At 48.8% G+C, this 24,391-nt stretch carries 16 protein-coding genes, 9 tRNA genes and 1 rRNA gene (1 of these 26 only partly in view); 25 read left to right on the top strand and 1 reads right to left on the bottom strand.

Translation table 11 applies throughout. From position 1 onward, the window contains the following. From AC0VYE_RS24900 to AC0VYE_RS24810, 19 genes are all read left to right on the top strand, one after another. Nucleotides 1-2,482 (top strand): 23S ribosomal RNA (locus AC0VYE_RS24900) (it extends 451 nt beyond the left edge of the window). Nucleotides 2,483-2,627: 145 nt separating this feature from the next. Continuing rightward, nucleotides 2,628-2,704, top strand: a tRNA-Ile gene (locus tag AC0VYE_RS24895). Between the two features lie 5 nt (nucleotides 2,705-2,709). Next, nucleotides 2,710-2,785, top strand: a tRNA-Asn gene (locus AC0VYE_RS24890). Nucleotides 2,786-2,790: 5 nt separating this feature from the next. Then, nucleotides 2,791-2,878 (top strand) — tRNA-Ser (locus tag AC0VYE_RS24885). A gap of 14 nt (nucleotides 2,879-2,892) precedes the next feature. Next, a tRNA-Glu gene (locus AC0VYE_RS24880) sits at nucleotides 2,893-2,967 on the top strand. Between the two features lie 20 nt (nucleotides 2,968-2,987). Further along, a tRNA-Met gene (locus tag AC0VYE_RS24875) sits at nucleotides 2,988-3,064 on the top strand. Between the two features lie 32 nt (nucleotides 3,065-3,096). Then, a tRNA-Thr gene (locus AC0VYE_RS24870) sits at nucleotides 3,097-3,172 on the top strand. A gap of 75 nt (nucleotides 3,173-3,247) precedes the next feature. Beyond that, nucleotides 3,248-3,323: transfer RNA gene (locus tag AC0VYE_RS24865), tRNA-Thr, on the top strand. A 73-nt stretch (nucleotides 3,324-3,396) separates the two neighbouring features. Then, a tRNA-Thr gene (locus AC0VYE_RS24860) sits at nucleotides 3,397-3,472 on the top strand. Between the two features lie 8 nt (nucleotides 3,473-3,480). Next, a tRNA-Pro gene (locus AC0VYE_RS24855) sits at nucleotides 3,481-3,557 on the top strand. 178 nt (nucleotides 3,558-3,735) lie between these two features. Next, nucleotides 3,736-4,494 carry a delta-lactam-biosynthetic de-N-acetylase gene (gene pdaA, locus AC0VYE_RS24850; protein WP_179089892.1) on the top strand — a complete coding sequence of 253 codons (759 nt, stop codon included), beginning with the start codon at nucleotides 3,736-3,738 and terminating at the stop codon, nucleotides 4,492-4,494. A gap of 199 nt (nucleotides 4,495-4,693) precedes the next feature. Next, nucleotides 4,694-6,499: a cache domain-containing sensor histidine kinase gene (locus tag AC0VYE_RS24845; protein ID WP_475443216.1), complete on the top strand. Its 1,806-nt coding sequence runs from the start codon at nucleotides 4,694-4,696 to the stop codon at nucleotides 6,497-6,499. Between the two features lies 1 nt (nucleotide 6,500). Continuing rightward, nucleotides 6,501-8,126, top strand: a complete 1,626-nt coding sequence (locus AC0VYE_RS24840; RefSeq protein WP_475443215.1) for a response regulator — start codon at nucleotides 6,501-6,503, stop codon at nucleotides 8,124-8,126. Between the two features lie 127 nt (nucleotides 8,127-8,253). Next, entirely contained in the window at nucleotides 8,254-9,657 is a 1,404-nt protein-coding gene (locus AC0VYE_RS24835) for an ABC transporter substrate-binding protein (RefSeq protein ID WP_475443214.1), read from the top strand. A gap of 89 nt (nucleotides 9,658-9,746) precedes the next feature. After that, nucleotides 9,747-10,646 carry a carbohydrate ABC transporter permease gene (locus AC0VYE_RS24830; protein WP_076270300.1) on the top strand — a complete coding sequence of 300 codons (900 nt, stop codon included), beginning with the start codon at nucleotides 9,747-9,749 and terminating at the stop codon, nucleotides 10,644-10,646. A gap of 11 nt (nucleotides 10,647-10,657) precedes the next feature. Beyond that, on the top strand, nucleotides 10,658-11,545 hold the full coding sequence (locus AC0VYE_RS24825) for a carbohydrate ABC transporter permease (RefSeq protein ID WP_475443213.1): 888 nt from the start codon (nucleotides 10,658-10,660) through the stop codon (nucleotides 11,543-11,545). Nucleotides 11,546-11,562: 17 nt separating this feature from the next. Further along, nucleotides 11,563-13,800 carry a heparinase II/III domain-containing protein gene (locus AC0VYE_RS24820; RefSeq protein ID WP_475443212.1) on the top strand — a complete coding sequence of 746 codons (2,238 nt, stop codon included), beginning with the start codon at nucleotides 11,563-11,565 and terminating at the stop codon, nucleotides 13,798-13,800. 13 nt (nucleotides 13,801-13,813) lie between these two features. Beyond that, nucleotides 13,814-14,128, top strand: coding sequence for a cupin domain-containing protein (locus AC0VYE_RS24815; RefSeq protein ID WP_475443211.1), 315 nt, complete (start codon nucleotides 13,814-13,816; stop codon nucleotides 14,126-14,128). A 230-nt stretch (nucleotides 14,129-14,358) separates the two neighbouring features. Then, nucleotides 14,359-15,600 (top strand): MFS transporter, encoded by a 1,242-nt coding sequence (locus AC0VYE_RS24810; RefSeq protein ID WP_076270297.1) that lies wholly within the window; start codon nucleotides 14,359-14,361, stop codon nucleotides 15,598-15,600. A 78-nt stretch (nucleotides 15,601-15,678) separates the two neighbouring features. Here AC0VYE_RS24810 and yhbH read toward each other — a convergent pair whose 3' ends face one another. After that, complete coding sequence (gene yhbH, locus AC0VYE_RS24805) at nucleotides 15,679-16,833, bottom strand: sporulation protein YhbH (RefSeq protein WP_076270296.1); 1,155 nt, start codon at nucleotides 16,831-16,833, stop codon at nucleotides 15,679-15,681. 372 nt (nucleotides 16,834-17,205) lie between these two features. Here yhbH and AC0VYE_RS24800 point away from each other — a divergent pair, with 372 nt between their 5' ends. The 6 genes from AC0VYE_RS24800 (at nucleotide 17,206) to AC0VYE_RS24775 (ending at nucleotide 24,313) form a co-directional block, all read left to right on the top strand. Continuing rightward, the gene (locus tag AC0VYE_RS24800; RefSeq protein ID WP_475443210.1) at nucleotides 17,206-18,567 is read left to right on the top strand and encodes an aminotransferase; all 1,362 of its coding nucleotides are present in this window, start codon (nucleotides 17,206-17,208) and stop codon (nucleotides 18,565-18,567) included. A 17-nt stretch (nucleotides 18,568-18,584) separates the two neighbouring features. Continuing rightward, entirely contained in the window at nucleotides 18,585-19,829 is a 1,245-nt protein-coding gene (locus tag AC0VYE_RS24795; RefSeq protein WP_475443209.1) for a M20 family metallo-hydrolase, read from the top strand. Nucleotides 19,830-19,949: 120 nt separating this feature from the next. Further along, on the top strand, nucleotides 19,950-21,323 hold the full coding sequence (locus AC0VYE_RS24790; protein WP_475443208.1) for an NAD(P)-dependent oxidoreductase: 1,374 nt from the start codon (nucleotides 19,950-19,952) through the stop codon (nucleotides 21,321-21,323). Continuing rightward, a complete protein-coding gene (gene preA / locus AC0VYE_RS24785) occupies nucleotides 21,316-22,620 on the top strand; it encodes an NAD-dependent dihydropyrimidine dehydrogenase subunit PreA (RefSeq protein WP_076270293.1) in 1,305 nt (434 codons plus the stop codon). The genes AC0VYE_RS24790 and preA overlap by 8 nt, the downstream gene beginning before the upstream one ends. Nucleotide 22,621: 1 nt before the next feature. Next, nucleotides 22,622-24,016 (top strand): dihydropyrimidinase, encoded by a 1,395-nt coding sequence (gene hydA, locus AC0VYE_RS24780; RefSeq protein WP_475443207.1) that lies wholly within the window; start codon nucleotides 22,622-22,624, stop codon nucleotides 24,014-24,016. Nucleotides 24,017-24,085: 69 nt separating this feature from the next. Then, nucleotides 24,086-24,313, top strand: a complete 228-nt coding sequence (locus AC0VYE_RS24775) for a hypothetical protein (protein WP_076270291.1) — start codon at nucleotides 24,086-24,088, stop codon at nucleotides 24,311-24,313. Nucleotides 24,314-24,391: the final 78 nt, after the last annotated feature.

The following is a 24,391-nucleotide window of genomic DNA, read 5'->3' as shown; positions in this document are numbered from 1 at the left end:
CCGGCAGGACCATCTGCCAAGGCTAAATACTCCCTGGTGACCGATAGTGAAGCAGTACCGTGAGGGAAAGGTGAAAAGCACCGCGGAAGCGGAGTGAAAAAGAACCTGAAACCGTGCGCTTACAAAAAGTCAGAGCCCGTTAAATGGGTGATGGCGTGCCTTTTGTAGAATGAACCGGCGAGTTACGATCACGTGCAAGGTTAAGTCGGGAAGACGGAGCCGTAGCGAAAGCGAGTCTGAATAGGGCGAATAAGTACGTGGTCGTAGACCCGAAACCGTGTGATCTACCCCTGTCCAGGGTGAAGGTGCGGTAACACGCACTGGAGGCCCGAACCCACGCATGTTGAAAAATGCGGGGATGAGGTGGGGGTAGCGGAGAAATTCCAATCGAACTCGGAGATAGCTGGTTCTCCCCGAAATAGCTTTAGGGCTAGCCTCGAGGAATGAGCGTCGTGGAGGTAGAGCACTGATTGGGTGCGGGGCCCGCCAAGGGTTACCAAGTCCAGTCAAACTCCGAATGCCATAGACGTGCTACTCGGGAGTCAGACAGTGAGTGCTAAGATCCATTGTCAAGAGGGAAACAGCCCAGATCATCAGCTAAGGTCCCCAAGTGTGTGTTAAGTGGGAAAGGATGTGGAGTTGCAAAGACAACCAGGATGTTGGCTTAGAAGCAGCCATCATTTAAAGAGTGCGTAATAGCTCACTGGTCGAGTGACTCTGCGCCGAAAATGTAACGGGGCTAAACACACCACCGAAGCTATGACATGTACCTTAATGGTACTTGGGTAGGGGAGCGTTGAATACGGATTGAAGTTGGACCGTGAGGACTGGTGGACTGTATTCAAGTGAGAATGCCGGTATGAGTAACGAAAAGACAAGTGAGAATCTTGTCCGCCGAAAGCCTAAGGGTTCCTGAGGAAGGCTCGTCCTCTCAGGGTAAGTCGGGACCTAACGCGAGGCCGAAAGGCGTAGTGGATGGACAACAGGTTGAAATTCCTGTACCACCGAAGATCGTTTGAGCAATGGGGTGACACAGAAGGGCAGTGACGCGGACTGATGGAATAGTCCGTCCAAGCAGTGAGGCTGATCGATAGGCAAATCCGTCGATCATAAGGCTGGGCTGTGATGGGGAGCGAAAATTGCAGTAGCGAAGGTCATGTACTCCGGCTGTCAAGAAAAGCCTCTAGTGAGATCTAGGTGCCCGTACCGCAAACCGACACAGGTAGGCGAGCAGAGTATGCTAAGGCGCGCGGAAGAACTCTCGTTAAGGAACTCGGCAAAATGACCCCGTAACTTCGGGAGAAGGGGTGCCTCGGTAGGGTGAATAGCCCGAGGGGGCCGCAGTGAAAAGGCCCAAGCGACTGTTTAGCAAAAACACAGGTCTGTGCGAAGCCGTAAGGCGAAGTATACGGGCTGACGCCTGCCCGGTGCTGGAAGGTTAAGGGGAGCGGTTAGGGGTAACCCGAAGCTGTGAACCGAAGCCCCAGTAAACGGCGGCCGTAACTATAACGGTCCTAAGGTAGCGAAATTCCTTGTCAGGTAAATTCTGACCCGCACGAATGGCGTAACGACTTGGGCGCTGTCTCAACGAGAGATCCGGTGAAATTTTAATACCTGTGAAGATGCAGGTTACCCGCGACAAGACGGAAAGACCCCATGGAGCTTTACTGTAACTTGATATTGAACTTTGGTACGATCTGTACAGGATAGGTGGGAGCCTTTGAAGCATGAGCGCCAGCTTGTGTGGAGGCAACGTTGGGATACCACCCTGATCGTATCGGAGTTCTAACCTAGAACCGTGAAACCGGTTCGGGGACCGTGTCAGGTGGACAGTTTGACTGGGGCGGTCGCCTCCTAAAATGTAACGGAGGCGCCCAAAGGTTCCCTCAGAATGGTTGGAAATCATTCGAAGAGTGCAAAGGCATAAGGGAGCTTGACTGCGAGACCTACAAGTCGAGCAGGTACGAAAGTAGGGCTTAGTGATCCGGTGGTACCGAATGGAAGGGCCATCGCTCAACGGATAAAAGCTACCCTGGGGATAACAGGCTTATCTCCCCCAAGAGTCCACATCGACGGGGAGGTTTGGCACCTCGATGTCGGCTCATCGCATCCTGGGGCTGAAGTAGGTCCCAAGGGTTGGGCTGTTCGCCCATTAAAGCGGTACGCGAGCTGGGTTCAGAACGTCGTGAGACAGTTCGGTCCCTATCTGTCGCGGGCGCAGGAAATTTGAGAGGAGCTGTCCTTAGTACGAGAGGACCGGGATGGACGTACCGCTGGTGTACCAGTTGTTCCGCCAGGAGCACCGCTGGGTAGCCAAGTACGGACGGGATAAGCGCTGAAAGCATCTAAGCGTGAAGCCCCCCTCAAGATGAGATTTCCCAGTATGTAAGACCCCTTGAAGACGACGAGGTTGATAGGTTCGGGGTGGAAGCACAGCAATGTGTGTAGCTGACGAATACTAATCGGTCGAGGGCTTATCCTAAACACGTTTACTGTGACCCATACATCCAGTAGACAGCAGCATAAAGGCTTCAGCAAGCCTAATCTTTCGTATCCAGTTTTCAGGGCGCAACTTGATTACCTGATTATAAACAATTGATCTTACATAAGATTTATGTTTATGTTTAGGGCCTTTAGCTCAGCTGGTTAGAGCGCACCCCTGATAAGGGTGAGGTCGGTGGTTCGAGTCCACTAAGGCCCACCATATTTTCCCTGATAGCTCAGTTGGTAGAGCACTCGACTGTTAATCGAGTTGTCACAGGTTCGAGTCCTGTTCGGGGAGCCAAGTTTGGAGAGATACCCAAGTGGCTCAAGGGGACCCTCTGCTAAGGGGTTAGACTGCGTAAGTGGTGCGAGGGTTCGAATCCCTCTCTCTCCGTTCCAATTTATCTAGGCCCGTTGGTCAAGTGGTTAAGACACCTCCCTTTCACGGAGGTAACAGGGGTTCGAGTCCCCTACGGGTCACCATATTTTTTCTTTCAAGATGACGCGGGGTGGAGCAGCCCGGTAGCTCGTCGGGCTCATAACCCGAAGGCCGCAGGTTCAAATCCTGCCCCCGCAACCAAAACACCTTTACATGGTGAAAAAAATCCATATGCCGTTGTAGCTCAACTGGTAGAGCAACTGACTTGTAATCAGTAGGTTGGGGGTTCAAGTCCTCTCGACGGCACCATTTTTTCTTTGGATGCTCCTTGGTTGTTGCCAGGCAAGCATCAAAACTACCTGCAAAGGTAGACATAACCGTTACGCCGTTGTAGCTCAACTGGTAGAGCAACTGACTTGTAATCAGTAGGTTGGGGGTTCAAGTCCTCTCGACGGCACCATTTTTCTTAAGATGCCTCTTGGTTATGCCAAGCAAGCATCAAAAACCACCTACATGGTGGACATAATCGATGTGCCGTTGTAGCTCAACTGGTAGAGCAACTGACTTGTAATCAGTAGGTTGGGGGTTCAAGTCCTCTCGACGGCACCATCTTTTCTCGGGACGTAGCTCAGCTTGGTAGAGCACCTGGTTTGGGACCAGGGGGTCGCATGTTCAAATCGTGTCGTCCCGACCATCTTTTAACAGAATGATTCACAACATAAACCGCTATTTTCAAAGTCTACAGGACTTATAGAAATAGCGGTTTTTTTATGTGTTTATGGGGAAATATAAACGCAATATGCGGATGAAGTGCAATCACTTCATTGAATAAGGAGGCTTTACTGTTGAAGCAAAGGGTTAGAGTCGCTGTCATGCTTATTGCGATCTTATGGGGTTTAATAAGTCCAGCAGCTGCATATGGGCAGCCAGGGGTATTCCACTTCGGGTTTAAGAAAAGCGTGGAGGGGCGTCTGCCTTCGATCGATGAGGAGGGCTTTAAAGAAATCGTAACGAAGCATGGGGCTTTGTTTCTAGGGGATACAACGCAAAAGGAGCTATATCTTACTTTCGATAACGGCTACGAAAATGGATATACACCGCGTATTCTCGATGTATTAAAAGATAAACAAGTACCAGCGGTCTTTTTTGTAACGGGACATTATGTCAAGGATCAGCCGGAGCTTTTAAAGCGGATGGTGCTGGAGGGGCATATTGTAGGCAACCATTCTTGGAGTCATCCAGATATGTCGACCCTCTCAGAATCAAGCATCAAAACGGAGCTTGATAAGGTCAAGGAGCATGTAGAAACGCTGACCGGCCAGAAGGAAATGAAGTATCTGAGGCCACCAAGAGGCATATTCAGCGAACGGATGCTTGCCGCTAGCAAACAATTCGGCTATACGAATGTATTTTGGTCAGTGGCATACAAGGATTGGGATGTAAATGCACAAAGAGGATCTCAATATGCGTATAACGAGGTTGTTAAGCAGCTCCATCCCGGAGCGATCATCCTGCTGCATTCTGTTTCCAAAGACAATACCGAGGCACTCGGCAGAATTATAGACGAGGCTCGCCGGCAAGGATATCTATTCAAAAGCTTAGATCAGATGGGCATTGATTTAAATATCTAGTAAAGTACGTCCAAAAGCCTTAACCTCATTACAGGGGTTGAGGTTTTTTTGTTATTCCAAACCATTTTATATTGCAAAAGCAATGTTAAAATCTTTAGAATTCTGCCCTCATCCCTGACTTTGCCGCATGTTTAGCTATTTTAACTTCCATTATAATAAAGAAGAGTGTGCCTAAGCCCACTTAGGCGATGAGAGGTGAATGATGATGTTCAGCAAAAAAACTTGGGAAGCGTTTATTAAAAAAATATATTATTCTCTATCGCTCAAGCACAGAATATGGCTGACCTTCGTTGTTTTAATCATGTTTGGCCTTACAGCAACAGGAGGTATTGCCTACTGGATCGCTTCGAAGGAAATACAGAGGAATGCGCTCAAAACAAGTCAGGATACGGTCAACCAATCTGCTCAAATCGTAAATGAACGGCTTAAGAACATCGGTATTGCCGTTCGTGCGCTTATGTTCAGCGACCCGTTCAAGCAGGTGATGACCGATGCACAAAACAATGACAGAGACCACTACTACAATACGTGGACTTCTCTTCAGGGAGTCTTTTCGCAGGTAAAATTCAATGACTCGATGATTGACAGCATTCTGATTGCTTCGCCGATCGGCGATTATTATCATACGTCCAATGTCCGGGACACGGCAAACTCATTTTATGATTCGGATTTGTATAAGCATTTCAAGGAAATAAAACGTGGCTTTTGGACGAAAGGGCATAAGGATGCCTTTTTTATGGATAAACAGGATGTGATTTCTCTTGTTGTGGAGGGAGTCAACGAGCTGGGCGAGAAACGATCGGATGTTTATGTGGTCATTAATGTAAAGCAAGATGATTTGTATGAGCTGTTTATGGAAAATCTGTCGACAGCAGAGAAACAGTATTATTTTGTAGATTCAGAGGGCGAAGATGTGAATTTAGATAATCGATCGAGTCAGGAGGATCAGTTGACAAAGCATTCGGCATTCACGAAACAGCTGAGCGATGAAATGATGGGATCGTTTTTTTATAAGGATAAGAAAAAGGAATATCTGGTGAACTACGCAAGGCTGGAGGTAAAGAATGATTGGATGATTGTTGGTATCCAGTCGAAGAGCGACCTGCTAGCGAAACTGAACGGCATCAAGAAAGCAACGATTTACGTCATACTGGGATTAATGGTTCTGTCATTATTCATAGCGAACAACATGATCTATTTAGTGTTAAAGCCGTTGTACAGTCTCCAAAGATTGATGAAACGGGTGGAAGAAAATGATCTGAACGTGCGTTTCGAAAGCGAATACAAAGATGAGGTATCCCAGGTGGGGTTTCGCTTTAATCGGATGCTGGACGAAATCAAGCAGCTGATTGAAGACGTCAAGGTGCGGGAGAGTGAGAAACGAAAGGCTGAGATCAAGGCGCTTTCCGCACAGATGGACCCTCATTTTTTTTACAATACGCTGAATACAATTTATTGCAAATCAGTGCTTGGCGAGAATAAGGACGTAAATGAGATGATTCTGGCTTTATCCCAAATGTTTCAGCTTAGCCTCAGCGGCGGGAGAGACTTAATTACGCTGGAGGATGAGCTTGACCATGTGCGCCAATATTTAGCTATTCAGCAGATTTCTTATGAGGAGCTGTTCGTTTGCCATATCGAGGTGCAGCCGGAGCTGCTTGCCTGCGGAATTCCAAAAGTCGTCATTCAGCCGCTTGTAGAAAACAGCATTTTGCATGGTTTTCAAGATCGTGAATCAGGCGGTGAAATTTATATTAATGCGCAATCGGAAGAGGACTGGCTGCATTTGACGGTAGAGGATAATGGGACGGGGCTCATTCCCGAGCAGCTCATGGCTTCGATTATTCATCCAACGACGATGGATGAGGGATATGCTCTCCGCAATATTTATCATCGGCTCCAGCTGTACTACGGCGACCAGCAGCGCATGATCATAAGCAATAATGAAAGTGGCGGAGCCCGGATTGAAATTTGGATTCCGAAGCAGACGGAAGGGATGGGGTAACATGAGTCAACCGGTGAAATTGTGCATTGTAGACGATATTCGAAGTGTAGTAGATATGCTAAAGCACAAAATCCCTTGGGCGGAGCATGGGATCGAGGTGGTCGGCAGCGCCACGAATGGCGAGGAGGGGCTTGCGGTCATCCGGCAAACGTCGCCGGACATAATTTTGACCGATATTCGAATGCCGAAGATGGACGGGCTAGAAATGACACGAAGTATTGTGGAAATGCTGCCTCATAGCAAAATTATTATTTTGAGCGCGTACACCGATTTTGAATATGCGAAAAAAGCGATTCAGTACGGGGCGCTTGATTATGTGAAAAAGCCGTTTTCAATCGAGGATATTATCAAAGTTGTCTTAAAGGCGAAAGAAGCATCAGAGCAAGACAAACGGGAGCGTTCACATGTCATTGGGCTGGAGAAAAAGATCAAGGAAAGTCTGCCCGCGCTGCGGCAGGAGTATATGTCGCTGCTTGTCCATCATCAGACCGAAGAGGCGGATATTTCACAGTGGTGGGGATTTCTAGATCTGCCGCCTTTGCAGGCTCCGCTTGCGGTCATGGTGATTCAAATTGACCAATTTACGGACAAATATGGCGGCTTGGTTGTGAAAGAGCTGGAGCTGGCGCGTTTCTCCCTGCAAAATATCGTTGAGGAGACAATCAAGGAGCATACATCGGCGGTTATCTTTCGGGAGGCGCTTAATCGCTACGTCTGCATTATGCAGGCGCAGCCCGGGGATCATTTGATGCGGATTGCTGATTCCTGCTGCGAAAATATCGCCAGCTACATGAAGTTTACTATTTCCATCGGCATAGGGATGGAGGCGGGGAGTGTGCGTGAGCTCCCGAAGAGTTATCAGCAAGCGCTCAGCGCCTTGTCTTATCATTTCTATACCGGTGGAAATGGCGCATTTAGCTCCCAGCAAGAAGCGCAGGACAGCGCCGCTGGATGGATTTATACGACAGAGAGTGAAAATGAATTTTTATTCGGGTTTCGCTCGGGCAATAAGGAGAAGACATTAGAGTGGCTTGCTTCCATTTTTGATGAAATGCAAAGCTCCTCCGTGCTCCCCGAGCCGAGCGATGTCGAGCATCTCTTTCACGGCCTATCTCTCAGAATGCTCAGGGTGCTGCTGGAGAAGTTTCCACGCAGCAGCCTAAAGGAGTTTGAGTCGAAGGTGCAGGAGGCGAGACGGGGAAGCCGTTCGTCGCTGCAGGAGTATAGGCAATGGTTGACTGAGCTTTGCCAAATCGGCTGCAGGCTGATCGATAAGGAGAGGGCAAGCGAATCGCAAAAAATTATATATAGATCGATCGATTATATTAAAACGCATTTGCAGCTTGACCTAACTTTGGAGCATTGCGCAAGGCAGGCGAATTTAAGCTGGGGTTATTATTCCAATTTATTCAAGAAGGTGTCGGGAACGACCTTCCAGCAATTCGTCACGCAGGCCAAAATCGAGCGGGCGAAATCGATGCTAATCGAGGACTTTCAAGTGCAGGAAATCGCGCAGGAGCTTGGTTATGAACACCGGCGTTATTTCAGCGAGGTATTCAAAAAGCAGACCGGCCTTACGCCGACCGAGTTTAAGGAAATCTCCTTAGGCAGGTCGCCAAAGCCGTAGAAGCAGGGTTTTGATAAACATGAAATATCTGCCCTTATTCGCAAGGTAGCCACATTACCTATGTAGGTCTGATCTCTTATAGTTAAGAAGCAAGCAAACGGTTTCACCTACAAAGGGAGGATCACCAATGTACAGAAAACTCGGAACGATCGTGCTGAGCTCATTTCTTGCCGTATCACTGGCAGCATGCGGAAGCACAAACAACAATTCGCCAGGGGCTGAGAGCGGAGCTTCCAACAAGCCTGCGGAATCGGAGGGCGCAACAACTCCAGCGAAAAGCGGTAAAAAGACAAAAATCGTGTATTGGACCGGAGATCGCCACGATATGGACTATATCAAGGGGGTTGTTCAAAGCTTTAATGACACGAATACGGACAACATCGAGGTGGAAATGGTCGTCAAGACGGATGATTACGATCAGGCAATCGACTTGGCGTTTTCTTCCGGACAGGGGCCGGATGTGTTCAGAGTGAAGGAGAATACGATCAAGACTTACGTAACTAAGGGTTATCTTGCACCGATTGATGCGATGCTGACAGACAAGATGAAGGAGCAGTTCCCAGTCATTCAGGACTTTAATCAAATTGATGGCAAAATGTACAGCTTGCCAAACTATGGCTCGACATTAAGGCTGGTGTACAACAAGGATCTGTTCGCCAAAGCAGGCATTGCCGCTCCTCCAACAAGCCTTGCGGAAATGGTCGACGCAGCCAAGAAAGTAACGGCTGTCGGCAAGGCAGAGGGCGCTTACGGCTTCGCGCAAAACTTCAAAAATGCGGACAGCGCGTTTGGCCGTTCTGCACGTGTCATTGCTGAAGTGAGCGGTTACGGCGGCTTCGGATATGATTTTAAAACTGGAAAATACGACTTTTCAGGCTTCAAAGACATAATTCAATCCTTCAAACAAATGTATGACGACGGAAGCACGCTGCCGGGCATGGAGTCGCTTGATATCGATCCGCTGCGGGCGCAGTTCGCGGAAGGCAAGCTAGGCATGTACCTTTCCTTCTCTTCCGAGCCGGGTGTATACAAAAATCAATTCCCTGCGAAAATCGATTGGGCTGCGGCACCTGTGCCAACAATTGATGGCACAGTCAAAGGAGCAAGCTCGTTCCTTGGCGGCCAATGGCTGGCGCTGAGCAGTTCCTCCAAAAACCAAGAAGCGTCGTGGAGGTTCATGGAGTATATGTACGGCGATGAAATTTTGAAAACGTATCATGAAAAAGGCTTTGGCATCTCGATGGTACCTTCGATTTCGGCAGTTGCCGCGAAACCGGACATCAATGGCATTGATGGTTTCCTGCCAAGCGACAACGATGCTACGTGGCCATTAAGTCCGGCTGTTACGATTGAGGGCATTAAGTACAATGATGCATTCTTTAAATATATGCTAGGCGGCGGGGATCTGGATGCGATCATTCAGGATTTGAACACAAGGTACAATGCGGCGCTTGATAAAGCGATTGCTAGCGGCGATGTGACCACGGCAGCGAAACCAGATTTTGATCCAACGAAGCTGGGTGCCAAATAAAGGCTTCACCATAAGAACAGCAATGCGGGGTGGAGTGCAGACTCCACCCTTTGCTTTCCCCTAAGACAGAGTGTACGGGAGTGGAAACGATGAACAAAGCGCGTCAAATGAGTTTTTCTTATCTCTTTTTATTTCCAAGCCTGCTGCTAACGGTTGTACTAGGCATCTATCCGCTAGGCTGGGCTATCCGGTATATGTTTTATGATTATAAAGGCTATGGCGAAGCTAGATTTACCGGCTTGTACAACTTCCGCAGGCTGCTTGCTGATACCCAGTACTGGGACTCCGTAGTGAATACGTTCATTTATGCGGGCGGCAAGCTCATTGTAACAATACCGCTGTGCCTGCTGCTAGCCGTTATTTTGAACCAGAAGCTCAAAGGCCGCAATGTACTTCGTGCGATCTATTTTATGCCAACGGTCATCAGCTCCGCGGTTATGGCTGTCGTGTTCTTTATTATTTTTAATTCGTATAACGGGGTGCTGAATCAGTATTTGCTTAAGTTCCATATTATCTCCGAGCGAATTGACTGGCTTGGACCCAAAAACGCAATGATGACTACGATTATTATTGCCATCTGGGGCGCCGTGGGCAACTATATGCTGTTGTTCTTGGCCGGACTCCAGAATATTCCGAATGATGTGTATGAGAGTGCTTCGCTAGACGGTGCAAACAAAAGACAGCAGTTTTGGTATTTGACGATTCCGATGCTTGGACCTGTTCTGCAAATCGTTATTATGCTGGCAATTATCAACTCGCTTAAAGGTTATGAAACAATTATGGTACTGACCGAGGGCGGCCCGGTTGGAAAAACTGAAGTTATGTATTTATACGTATATAAGCTATTTTTCCCTACGCCTTCCTCCGGTGCGGTCGTTGACCAGCAGTTCGGCTACGGAAGCGCAGTCGGCTTCACTACAGCCGTCATTGTAGGCATCATTACGCTTGTCTACCATCTGCTGTCTAATCGCATGAATAAAATGCAATAAGGGAGGATGCTATGAAGACGGAAGTTATACCCCATGTTCAAACGAACCAGAAACGAAAACCGCTTCGCACAGGGAAATTAGGCAGTCAGCTGCTGCTCTGGATTTTCTTGATTGCAACGGCGCTCCTGATCTTGTTTCCCATAATTGTTACGTTGTTTGGTTCATTTATGTCGAATGCAGAGATCGCTACGGGTGGCAACATTTTGCCATCGGTGTGGCATTTTGAAAACTATGCGGAGGCTTGGGTACAAGCGAACTTTTCCCGCTTTACTTGGAACAGTCTCATGCTTAGCGGCATGACAACAATTGGCACGCTTATCGTCGCTTCGATGGCTGCTTATGTTGTAGAACGGATGAATTTTCCGGGCAAAGGTTTGTTCGTGACGATACAAGCATCGACGATGTTTATCTCGATAGGTGCGGTCGTCATTCGCCCCCAATACGAGCTGATGATCAAGCTGCATTTGCATACCTCTTTATGGGGCGTTATTTTGATATTAATCAGCGGCCACGCATATATTTTTTTCATCCTGCTTAGTTTCCTGAAAGGAATATCCAGAGAGCTGGATGAAGCGGCGCGGATTGACGGCTGTTCTAATGCAGGCATCTTTTGGAAAATTATTTTGCCGCTGCTTAGACCGGGTCTTGGAGTGGGAGCGTTGTTCACGTTCTGCGGGGCGTGGAACGAATATTTGAGGCCGCTCGTCTTTACGATGAATACGCCCGAGCTGCAAACATTAACGGTGGGACTTTCCTACCTGCGCTACGGAGCGTCGGCGGCGGTTCAGACGCATTATATGCTGGCCGGGGCTTGCTTGTCGATTTTACCGCTGCTTATCGTCTACATGCTCGCGAATAAATCATTTATGCAGATGACGGCAGGATCACTGAAAGGGTAGGGAAAGAGGCATGCGTTATGAATGATAAACGGCTGGTGAAAATGAGAACAAACGCATGTCTGCCGCAGTTTGAAGCGGCTATGCGGCTGCTGCGACAGGAAGCGGAAGAGGCATCACGCATCTCGTATATGATAGGTCCGGCAGAATATGGAGAATGGATGCATCAGTACTACTGCCATCATGACGGGGCGAAGCTCTCCTTTGATTGGGAGCAACCGCACGCGCATGTATGTCCGGTATGCGGGACGGTTTGGTCTGGCGAACCCTTTGACTCTGCATGGACATCCTTTGTGCATGCGAATATAGGCCGCGCGGTTTATCATATGGCGATGCTTCACACTATAGAGCCGGATGAAGCGCTGCTCCATCAAACGAAGCAGTTTCTTCTGTCTTATGCAGACAATTACGAAGGGTATAAAATTCACGGGAGCATCCCGTACAACGGTCCGGGTAAGCTGTTTGCCCAGACGCTTGACGAGGCGCATTGGATTATTGATTTGTCCGTAGGCTTTCAATTCATTCGGGCTTCGTTGTCTGAAGAGGAAGAGGCTCATATCCGCTATGGCTTGCTGGAGCCTTGCGTGCATTTTCTAATCGCGCACAAGGAGGAGCAAATCCATAACCATGCGGTGCTAATTACTTCCGCGATCGCATCCCTGGGCATTTTGCTGAACGATGAGGGGATTATTCATGCCGGACTCTCTGGAGAGTACGGGCTGCATGATCAAATGAAGCGGGGCCGCTTTGCTGACGGACTGTGGTACGAGGGGAATGTTCAGTATCATTTTTATGCGTTCAAGTCGCTGCTGAATTACGCACTTATGGCGGAAGGGACGCCTTGGGATATTTGGCAGGAGTCTGGCCTCCAATCGATGTTTGATTATCCGGTTTACTGGATATTGCCTAATGGCTATATGCCTTCTTTCAATGATGCAGGAAGCGCGGGCGGCATTCATACCTATGCGCCTTATTATGAAATAGCGCTGGATATTTTCGGAGATGAGCTCTATCGCTCGTTGCTGAATACGGCATATGGCACGCCGTGGGCGGAAACGGCATTTACAGGCGTGAAGACAGTGGAGCGAGACTCTATTCTAGCGTTATTGTTTGGCTGTGAGCTTGCACCTGCGGACGCTTCTGAAGGCGAACAGCTGTGGAAGGCATCACAACGTTCAGTATCTATGCCTGTGAGTGGGATAACGAAGCTGGTCAATGCGAAGCGCTGGCAGGCGTTCATTAAGCACAGCAAGTTCGGCGGCGAGCATGACCATATGGACCGGCTCGGCTTGTCCGTCGTATGCGGGGAAGTGCCGCTGCTCGTTGATCCGGGCACGACCGCTTATGGCGTGCCTGCGCATTATGGGTGGTTTAAGCATACCTTCTCGCATAATACGGTGTGCCTAAATGGCGCCGACCAGCCTCCGGCGGATGGGCGGGTTATTCGGTTTGAGCAGCACCCGTGGGGAATATGGACAGAAACGATGGTAGACTGGAAAGCGGAAGCGTATGAGATGAAGGACCGGATTATTTTGCCCCCGGAGCTTAGTCCATGGGATCTCTTGGCTTATGAAGGTGCTTCTATTAGAAGAATAAATGTGCTGACTGAGCATTATTTACTTGATATGGTTAAGGTAGATGTAAGCGAGCCGCAGGAAATCAGCTGGATGAATCATTTTAGCGGGAGGCTTGAAGAGGAAGAGCACAAGGTCTGGCAATCGACAGATGTATGCTTAAGCAGGCTTGATCAGCAATGGTTTAAGCACAAAAGCAGGTTTGTGGCTGGTGGAATTTCCGAAGGATCACTAACTTTTCGCTATAAAATGGAGAATGGGAGCTTGAGGCAGCATCTGTGGAGTTCTCAGCCTGTGGAGATCTATTCGGCTTTGACACCGGATAACCCGCCGGATCGGAACCGGACCTCACTTATTATGCAGGTGAAAACCAGCCAAACGATCGTTTTTGCGCAAGTGCTGTTTTATGATTTGGAGCAAGAGCCGTTGTCCGAAGGAGCAAAGCTGGTGGGGAACGTTGAATCAGTAGATTATGCTGATACAATAGAGTCTATAGGAACAGTAGAGGTTATTGAAAAAATAGAGAAAACGGAAACGCTAGTAAATGCGGAAGCTTTGCAGATTACGGAAATGTCGGATCAGAGCTACCGAATGACATTTACAGCAGATGGTATCAGGGATGAGTACTCGCTGATGTGGGACGATGGCGGAGCATGGCTAGACAAATGGGATGGTAGAAGCTAAAGGAGGAAATCGGATGAGCAATATCGGAGTATGGGAAAATGCGGAGCCTGGCGTTACACGTAAAATTTTGCAGCCGGGAAAAACGCTGATGCTGATGGAGGTTCATTTTGAGCCTGGTGCGGTTGGTTATGAGCATGCTCACCCGCATGAGCAGCTGAGCTATTGCTTGAGGGGCGCCATTGAATTTACAATTGACGGCGAGAAGCAAGTGATCCGGCAAGGAGAGTCCATCGTTATACCATGCGGGGCGAGGCACGGGGTAACGGCATTGGAAGCCTCGGCGCTGCTCGATTCCTTCACGCCGCTGCGCGATGATTTGATTAAGTAAGGGTGAGGATACACTTATATAAAGAAGAGCGATTCCATGGCTGAGCGAGCATGGGTGCTCTTCTTTTTTTGCATGATGATTGTTGTCGCCTTGTAGAGGGTATATTCTTTGTAATAGGGCTGTAATCATTAGAAACTTTGAAAACGTGGTAATATAGAGTAGGATATCCATACAAATAGAAAATGCCGCCTAGTCAAATAGAGCTTGAGCATAGGGTAAGGGGTTTACATATGAGTAAAATGACATTGCTGCGCGAGCCGAAACAGCGGAAACTGTTGTTTAGCGCGGGGCTTAGTTGGCTTTTTGATGCGATGGAGGTCGGAATGATCTCCTTTATCGTAGCTGCTTTGGCAGTAGAATGGCAGCTTGGTTCACAACAAGTAGGGTTGCTGATGGCAATTAATTCGATCGGCATGGCAGTTGGTGCCGCTGTATCCGGTTTGATGGCCGATCGATACGGACGCAGGGCGATCCTGCTCTGGACGCTGCTGATCTTCTCCATTGCGAGCGGTTTGTCCGCTCTGGCAACGAGCTTTATCGTCTTATGCGCGCTGCGTTTCATAGCCGGATTTGGGCTTGGCGGGGAGCTGCCAGTTGCGTCGACGCTTGTATCGGAATCTGTCCCTGCCAAGGAGCGGGGGCGGGCAGTCGTCCTATTGGAGAGCTTCTGGGCGATCGGGTGGATTGCTGCGGCTTTGATTGCCTACTTCATCATTCCCGATTACGGATGGAGGATGGCGTTTGCGCTAGGTGCTGTTCCTGCACTTTTTGCCCTATATTTGAGAAGAGCTATTAAAGACTCGCCCAGCTTCAATGCGCAGCAGAGCCGCAAGCTGAGTCTAAGCGACAGAATGAAATCCATATGGTCCTTGCGCTACCGAAAAACGACAGTAACATTGTGGATCTTATGGTTTACAGTCGTATTTTCCTATTACGGCATGTTCCTCTGGCTGCCTTCCGTCATGGTGCTCAAGGGCTTTGATTTGGTGAAAAGCTTTCAATATGTTCTGATTATGACACTCGCCCAGCTGCCGGGTTATTTCACTGCTGCTTATTTTATCGAGAAGTTTGGGCGAAAATTTGTGCTAGTGGTTTATTTGCTGCTAACTGCGGGCAGCGCCCTTTGGTTCGGCAGCGCGGAAACAGAAGGGGTACTGCTGGCTGCGGGCATCTGTCTCTCTTTCTTTAACCTTGGAGCGTGGGGAGGCATGTACGCCTATACGCCGGAGCTGTACCCAGCAGCTGTTCGAGGAACTGGCGTCGGCTTTGCCGCCTCATTCGGCCGGGTCGGGGGTATTATTGGGCCCTATCTTGTTGGGATGCTCGTTGCTAAACAAGTCGCGATACCATCTATTTTTATGATCTTTTTTGTAACGATTGTGATAGGCGCGCTAACGGTTTTATTCTTTGGCAAAGAAACGAAAGGGATCGATCCAGATAATGAGGAATCAGATTCTGTTCTTACAAGTTGAAGGGATGTTTATTCAAAATGCGAATAAGCCGTCCAGAATGGGTTGAACCCATCGGGACGGCTTTTTTTTGTGCTTTTATTAGGCACCGGTCACTTGCTTGGAGAAAAAGGTTTTAAGCGCTTTGTACACTTCGCCTTTCTCCTTAATCACCGAATACATAAACTTTTTGTGGTTGATGTGTTTGTAGGCGGACATCAGAGTACTGCTTCGATTGTATTGATTGACCTCTCCGTATCCGAACATATTGCTTCTCTCCATTAGCTGACCGATTAGCTTCACACAGCGTTCGTTGTCTGAAGTTAGGTTGTCGCCATCAGAGAAGTGGAACGGGTATATGTTCCAATTGGGAGTCGGATACCGGCTATCGATGATGTCGATCGCTTTCTGATAAGCGGACGAACAGATGGTGCCGCCGCTTTCCCCACGATTGAAAAATTCCTCCTCAGTAACTTCCTTTGCTTCCGTATGATGCGCGATAAACACAATTTCCACATGCTCATATTTGCGCCTTAAGAAGCGTGTCATCCAGAAGAAAAAGCTGCGCGCGCAATATTTCTCGAACGAGCCCATGCTTCCCGATGTGTCCATGAGGGCAAGAATAACCGCGTTGGATTGGGGTTTGATGACCTCATTCCATGTTTTGTAACGAAGATCGTCAGGCGAAATGCCGCCAATGCCGGATTTGCCCGCATTTGCGTTGCGGCGCAGGTTTTCAATTAATGTTCGCTTCTTGTCAATATTGGACATAATGCCTTTTTTCCGAATATCGTGAAAAACGATTTCGGTAGTTTGCAGCTGATCCTTTTGCTTTTGCTCCAGATTAGGAAGCTCCAGCTCCTCGAACAGCATATCCTCCAATTGATCGATACTTATCTCAGTATCAACAACGTCTTCTCCGGGCTGGTCGCCTGCATCCTGACCCTTGCCGGGCCCCTTAGCTGCTTGTGGATCGACGCCGAGCACATCCCCAACCTGAGAGTCACCATCGCCTTGTCCGACGTGCTGCTTCTTGTTGTAGTTGTATATAAAGTGGGACTCGTCGAGACTTTTAATAGGGACCTTGATCGTTCGCCTGCCATCGGACAATACGATGCTTTCATCGGAAACCAGATCGGGAAGATTTTGCTTAATGGCTTCGTGCACCTTCTCCTGATGTCGCGCTTGATCCTCATAACCCTTGCGGTGGAGCGACCAATCTTCCCTTGAAACAATAAATAGCGGCTCTGACTCCATTTCCCTCACCTCATTCCATTATGTTAACGCTGCAGAATGAAAAAAAGCCTTACATGCTCATCGCTTATTTCTTGTCTGTTACTCAATATATTCAAGAGCAGAGCGGTTATGTGAGGGAAAATGAACAGGGATCACATGAATTTATCCCCATAAACAGCTTCTAGAAGATTAACTCCGCCGAAAAATAGGTATCTTTTCCAAGCTTCCTGCCTTGCTTTACGAGGTTATTTTTGAGTCATAGCAGCAATCTCAGAAACAATTTGGAAGAAGCAGCGAAGAAGCCGCATACGCTAGTCTATAAGGACCGCTGATGGTCTCATCCACGGTTCGTTCTATTATAGAAGCGGCAGCCGCGAAGGAGGAAAGGAAGGCATGGGCGTGAATGAAGCAGCAATGAATGAAGAAGACAAAGCAGCGCTGTTAGAGAAGGACCGGAACTATTTATGGCATCATATTTCTCCTCATAATGAGAATCCAATGGTTATCGTGTCGGGAGAAGGAAGCTGGTTAACGGATATGGACGGGAATCGCTATTTCGACGGCATGTCCGGGATGTGGTGCGTCAATGTCGGTCATGGCCGGGTCGAAATCGCTGAAGCGGCTGCGGAACAGATGAAGACAGTAGCTTATGCGACGCTCATTCAATCTCATGTTCCAGCAATTGAACTGGCTGCGAAGCTGAATGAATGGCTCATTGGCGATTATCGTTTTTTTTTCTCCAACTCAGGTTCAGATGCCAATGAAGTCGCCTTCAAAATCGGCCGCCAGTATCATCATCAACGTGGGAAGGGCTCTAAGTACAAATACATTTCACGCCACCGCGCCTATCACGGCAATTCTATGGGTGCACTTAGCGCCACAGGGCAAGCGCAGCGCAAGCTGAGATACGAGCCGCTAGGTGTGGGATTTTCCCATGTGCCTCCGCCCTATTGCTATCGTTGTCCTTTCGGGCAAACGAAAGGCTCCTGCAAAATGCAATGCGCTCAAGCCTATGAGGATGCCATCCTATGGGAGGGTGCAGATTCGGTCGCTGGCATTATCGTTGAGCCAGTTATTACCGGAGGTGGAATGATTGTGCCGCCTGATCCATATTTAGCTCGGCTGCGAAAGATCTGCGATAAGCATGATGTCCTGCTCATTGTTGATGAGGTCATTTGTGGCTTCGGGCGATCTGGAGAGAAATTTGGACATCAGAATTTCGGGGTAAGGCCTGATATAGTGACGATGGCGAAAGGGCTGACAAGCGCATATTCTCCATTATCTGCAACGGCAGTGTCCGCCGAAATGTATGAAAGCTTCAAAGAAAGCGGAGCAGACAATCATTTCCGTCATGTGAATACCTTCGGAGGCAATCCTGTATCCTGCGCAGTGGCCCTAAAAAACATAGAAATTATAGAACGTGAAAATTTAGTCAGCCGTTCTGCCTATATAGGCAAAGAGCTGTTTAGCCGAATCAAGCCGCTTGAATCACATCAGTACGTAGGCGAGCTTCGAATTTTTGGTTCGGCTATCGGTATCGAGCTGGTTGAGGATAAACGAACAAAGGAGCCGGCATCTGCGGCTAGAGTTGCTGCTATTATTGCGGAGTGCAAGCAAAAAGGACTGCTCATTAGCAAAAATGGCGATACAGTGCCGGGTTTTATGAATATTTTGACGCTGAGCCCGCCTTTGTCGACTACGGATGATGAGATTGCATTTATCGCCGAAACGCTGCTTCAGGTTTTCGGTGTCTGAGGGAGGCGGATAAAAGAGTGGTGAAAGAACTCAGCATTAATGCGAAGCGGCTGCACAGGCGTATTGATGAGCTCGCTCAGATTGGCAAAATCGGTGATACAGGTGTTTGCAGGCTGGCGCTGTCGAAGGAGGATTTGGCAGGTGTAGAGCTGGTGCGGAGTTGGATGCTTGAAGCGGGGATGGAGGCGCGGATAGATCCGTTCGGCAATTTGATCGGCGTGCTAGAAGGAGCTGACTCGGCAGCACCGGTACTTATGCTTGGCTCCCATATTGATTCACAGCCGTACGGCGGACGATTCGATGGCGTGATTGGGGTATTAGGGGCAATTGAAGCCGTTCAAACGATGGTTGAAAAAGGCTTTAAACCAGCTAGAAATATTGAAGTTGTCGCTTTTTGCGATGAAGAAGGCTGCCGGTTTAACAAAGGGTTGTTTGGCGCAAGAGGAATGACCGGGAAGCTTGAGGAGGGGGAGCTTGATCGGACGGATAAAAATGGTGTGACTCGCAGAGAGGCGTTGATCGCATTTGGATGTGATCCTGCTGCGTTTGAAGGATATGTCTTTGAGGAAGGGCGGATAGCTGCTTTTCTGGAGCTGCATATTGAACAAGGTCCAGTGCTGGAGTCGCTCCATGAACCGATTGGAATCGTCAGCGGCATATCCGGCCCTGTCTGGTGGACGGTAGAAATGACTGGTTTCGCAGGACATGCGGGTTCCGTGCCAATGTCTATGCGCCAGGATGCATTGGTCGGCAGCGCTAAGGTTATCATCGCACTCCACGAATTAGCTAGCGCTGAAGCTGGCGCACCGACTGTAGGAACGGTTGGTTCGCTGTCGGTATTTCCGGACTCGCGCAACATTATTGCAGAGAAAGTAAGCTTCACCGTTGATTTCCGTGATATTGATCGGAGTCGCAGGAACAGGCTGGAGGAACAGCTTCTTGCAAGGATAGATGCTGTTTGTTTAGAGCATGGCTTGACGTACACGATTCGTGAGGATACGAGGAGTGATCCGCGTTACTGCGCGCCTGAGCTTAGGGAGCTTATGCAGGAGGAAGCGGCGAAAATAGGTCTTGCCCCGCCCGTTCTGATGAGCGGCCCGTTCCATGATTCGTTAACGATGTCTTATGTTTGCAACTACGGAATGATATTTGTTCGCTGCAAGGACGGGATAAGTCATAATCCGAAGGAATATTCATCACCGGAAGATATCGAACTCGGTGTAGAGCTTCTATACCGAACAGCGCACAGATTAAGTGACTAAAAGTGAACGATTATAGTAGACCAGTAACTCTAGCCCGGGTTATAGACATGTAATGCTTTCAGCGTGACTGAATATTTGAAACCTATAAAAATATTGAAATTGAATAAGGAGGAGATGGGCATGGGCGCGATAGGAAAGACGGTGTTTATTCCTGTCGAATCACTGCGGCGAAACTTTGCAGAGGTGAAGGCAGGCATGCGGCCAAAGGAAGCTATAGAGGAATCGAACCGCTGTTTGTACTGTTACGATGCTCCGTGCATAAAAGCGTGCCCGACGGGCATTAACATCCCTTCTTTTATCAAAAAAATTGCTTCCGGCAATATGAAGGGGTCTGCTCGCGTCATTATGGATGCCAATCCCGTTGGAGCGACCTGCGCCAGAGTATGTCCGACTGAGGAGCTGTGCGAGGGCGCATGCGTAATGAACGAATCCTCAAAGCCGATTATGATCGGCAGCCTGCAGCGCTATGCTACGGATTGGGCGATAAAAAATAATCAACAGCTGTTCGCAGCGGGTCAAAGCAACGGCAAATCGGTCGCAATTATAGGCGGCGGACCAGCAGGTCTGTCTGCTGCGCGCGAGCTTGCGAGATTCGGCTTCGCCGTTACGATATTCGAAGCGAAGGAACAAGCGGGCGGTCTGGATACATATGGCATCGTTTCGTTTCGTTTGCCGCAGAGCATCGCTCTGTGGGAGGTTGATCAGGTGAAGAAGCTGGGCGTTGATATTCGGACGAATACAGCAATTGGCTCTGGCATAGCCACAGATTCGCTGCTGGCGCAGTATGATGCGGTTTTACTTGCGATAGGAATGTCGAAGGTGCCTTATCTTAACATCGAGGGCGAACAATTAAACGGTGTGTATGACGCCATTGATTTTGTAGAAGCGACCAAAACGGAGCTTACAAATGACTTTGCTGGAAAACGTGTAGCGGTAATCGGTGCGGGCAATACGGCGGTTGATGCGGCCACCTGCTCGGTAAGGCTCGGGGCTTCGAAGGTGAAGATGGTATACCGCAGGACGAGAGAGGAAATGACCGCCTACGATTTTGAATTCGAATTCGCGAAGCAAGATGGCGTGGAGTTTGAATGGTTAAGCGCTCCCAGCCGGATTATCGGAGATGCTGATGGAAATGTCGAGGCGCTTGAATGCGTGAGGATGCAGCTTGAAGAGGATGAACAAGGAGGAAGAAAGAGGGTGACACCGGTAGAAGGCTCCTCTTTCCTGCTTGATGTTGATGTTGTCATTAAGGCAATTGGTCAGACACGTCACTTACCGCTAATTGAGCAGCTGGGCTTGCATCATAAACGAGGAATAGTGATGGTGAATACGGAAACCTATCAGACCTCTAATCCCAAAATTTACGCTGCTGGCGACGTTATTTTCGGTGAAGGTCAAGGGGATGCGATGGTGGTTGCCGCCGCACAGCAAGGCAAGCTGGCAGCTTATTCGATTTACAAAACGCTAGTTGCAGGGAGGGAAAACGATGGCTGATCTGCGCATTCAATTAGCAGGCATAGCTTCTCCAAATCCTTTTTGGCTTGCATCAGCGCCGCCAACGAACACCGGCTATCAGGTTCAGCGAGCATTTGAAGCGGGCTGGGGCGGAGCGGTATGGAAGACGCTGGGCGATCCAATTATTAATACATCCTCGCGATTTGCAGCTATTCATTTTAATGGCCAACGAGTAGCAGGATTCAACAACATTGAGCTGATTTCGGATCGCCCGCTTGAAGTGAACTTAAAGGAAATTTACGAGACAAAGAAGCGATTCCCGGAGCATGCGCTTGTCGTTTCATTGATGGTGGAGCCTAAACGCGAGAAATGGCATGAAATTGTAAAAAAAGTAGAGGCTGTCGGTGTCGATGGACTGGAATTGAACTTCGGATGTCCACATGGCATGGCGGAGCGGGGGATGGGCGCTGCTTCCGGACAACAGCCTGATCTGGTTGAAATGCAGACAATGTGGGTCAAGGAGGCAGCGAGGACGCCAGTCATAGTCAAGCTTACGCCGAATATTACGGACATTACCGCGACAGCGAAAGCAGCCGTTCGCGGAGGAGCGGATGCGATCTCTCTGATCAATACCATTAATTCGCTAGCAGGAGTGGATATCGATACATGGAATACGATTCCGCATGTTGGCGGAAAAGGCGCGCATGGGGGCTACTGCGGGCCTGCTGTTAAGCCGATTGCGCTTAATATGGTTGCGGAATGTGCCCGAAATCCTTTAGTCGGGGTGCCCATTTCCGGTATTGGAGGAATATCGAGCTGGCGGGATGCGGTTGAGTTTATTTTGATGGGATCAACTGGTGTTCAAGTATGTACAGCGGCCATGCATCATGGCTTTAGCATCGTAGAGGATATGATCGACGGTCTGAACAATTATTTGGATGAAAAGGGTTTACAATCAGTCAATGAGCTAATAGGCAAATCGGTAGAGCGCTATTCGGATTGGGGAGATCTTGACCTTAATTACGCGGTCGTTGCACGAATTGAACAGGATATTTGCATCGTTTGCAATAAATGCCATATCGCTTGCGAGGATACGTCGCATCAGTGTATTGAGCGGCATATAGACGATACTGGCGCAGCATACCTGAAGGTTCGCGAGGAAGATTGTGTAGGCTGCAACCTTTGTTCTATTGTTTGCCCGGTTGAAGGTGCAATTGAGATGGTAGAGGTTCCATCGACGGAGCCAGCTCTAAGCTGGAATCAACGGCAAGCGGCAATTGCGTCACTGGGAAAAAGCAATGATTCTGACGATGGCGATAAGAAGGAGGCTGTATAGGATGACGGTGAAGCTCATTAAAAATGGGGTTATTGTAACGGCAGCCGACACGTATAAAGCTGATGTGCTAATTAAGGAAGGCATCATCGCCAAAATCGGCATTGACCTCGAATCGGAAGCGGATGAGATTATCGATGCAACAGGCAAATACGTATTTCCAGGCGGCATTGATCCACATACCCATCTTGATATGCCGTTTGGCGGCACGGTTACGGCGGATGATTTTGAGACAGGCACAAAAGCTGCAGCTTTCGGAGGAACTACAACGATCGTTGATTTCTGCTTGACAACAAAAGGGAAACCACTTAAGGAATCCATTGCGGCTTGGCATCAAAAAGCAGGCAGAAAAGCCGTTATCGATTATGGCTTTCACCTTATGATTAGTGAAATAAACGATGCAGTGCTTGCCGAGCTTCCATCGATTATTAATGAAGAGGGCATTACCTCCTTGAAGGTGTTTATGGCGTACAAAAATGTGTTTCAAGCGGATGACGGCACGTTGTTTCGGACGATGCTCGCAGCCAAGGAGCATGGAGCGATGGTGATGGTCCATGCTGAGAATGGCGATGTCATCGATTTTCTCATTCATAAAGCGTTGGAGGAAGGCAACACCGAGCCTATTTATCATGCGCTTACGAGACCATCGATTATTGAAGGAGAGGCAACTGGACGGGCAGCAAAACTAGCCGAGCTTGCTGGAGCGAGACTGTATGTCGTGCATGTGACATGCGCCGAAGCAGTCCAGCAAATCGCAGAGGCGCGCAATCAAGGCGTAGACGTGTGGGGCGAAACTTGTCCGCAATATTTGGTGCTCGATCAGTCGCAGCTGGAGAAGCCGGATTTTGAAGGGGCAAAATACGTATGGTCGCCGCCTCTTCGTGAAGCGCACCATCAAGAGGTGCTTTGGAATGCACTGAAGAGCGGCCAGCTGCAAACGCTGGGTTCAGATCACTGCTCTTTTAATTTTGACGGACAGAAAGATTTGGGGCGGGGGGATTTCAGTAAAATTCCAAATGGCGGCCCCGTTATAGAGGATCGATTCTCGCTGTTTTATTCGGAGGGCGTTCATCAAGGGCGCATTACGCTTAATCAGTTCGTAGACATTGTATCGACGCGCAGCGCCAAGCTGTTTGGTCTTTTTCCTCAGAAGGGGACGATTGCCGTTGGCAGTGATGCGGATATCGTCATCTTTGATCCGCTAGCAGAGCGTATTCTCTCAGCAGAAACACATCATATGAACGTTGATTATAACCCGTTTGAAGGATTGAAGGTGACAGGTTTGCCCGTTAGCGTGCTATCACGCGGTGAATTTGTTATTCAAGATTGTCAATTTGTTGGCTCTCTTGGGACTGGACGATACGTGAAGCGGGCTCCTTATAAGGGTGCTAATCGGTAGCTGCTCTTCACATGGCTGCCTTGCGACATGAGGGATAAAGGAAGGCATAGCGCCAAAGGAGGAAGAGGCATGTCCGCCTATGAGCAATTCGTCGAGGAGAAAAACAAGATTGATGCGTATTTGAATCAGGAGTATGTCATTACTGCTGTACGTGAAGGGCTGAGCGGCGATTGGCTGGAGCTTAAGCACCCCGGCGGAGATGAGGCTTCGCTGCTGATTGAGACGGCGGATGCTCGCAAATATTTTGTTAATGTGCTTCTTAAACAAGATGTTAGAGAACAAAAAGACGCGCAGTAAAAATTTGAGCGTCGTTTTCCAAAAAGAGATAGCTGCTTGAGTGCGCCAAAGGATAAAAGGTTTGTTCCCAACGATAAT

This window comes from Pristimantibacillus sp. Z349TD_6 (assembly GCF_056173205.1).
Note: the sequence above shows the minus strand (reverse complement) of the source record. Positions and strands in the feature narration are given on the sequence as shown.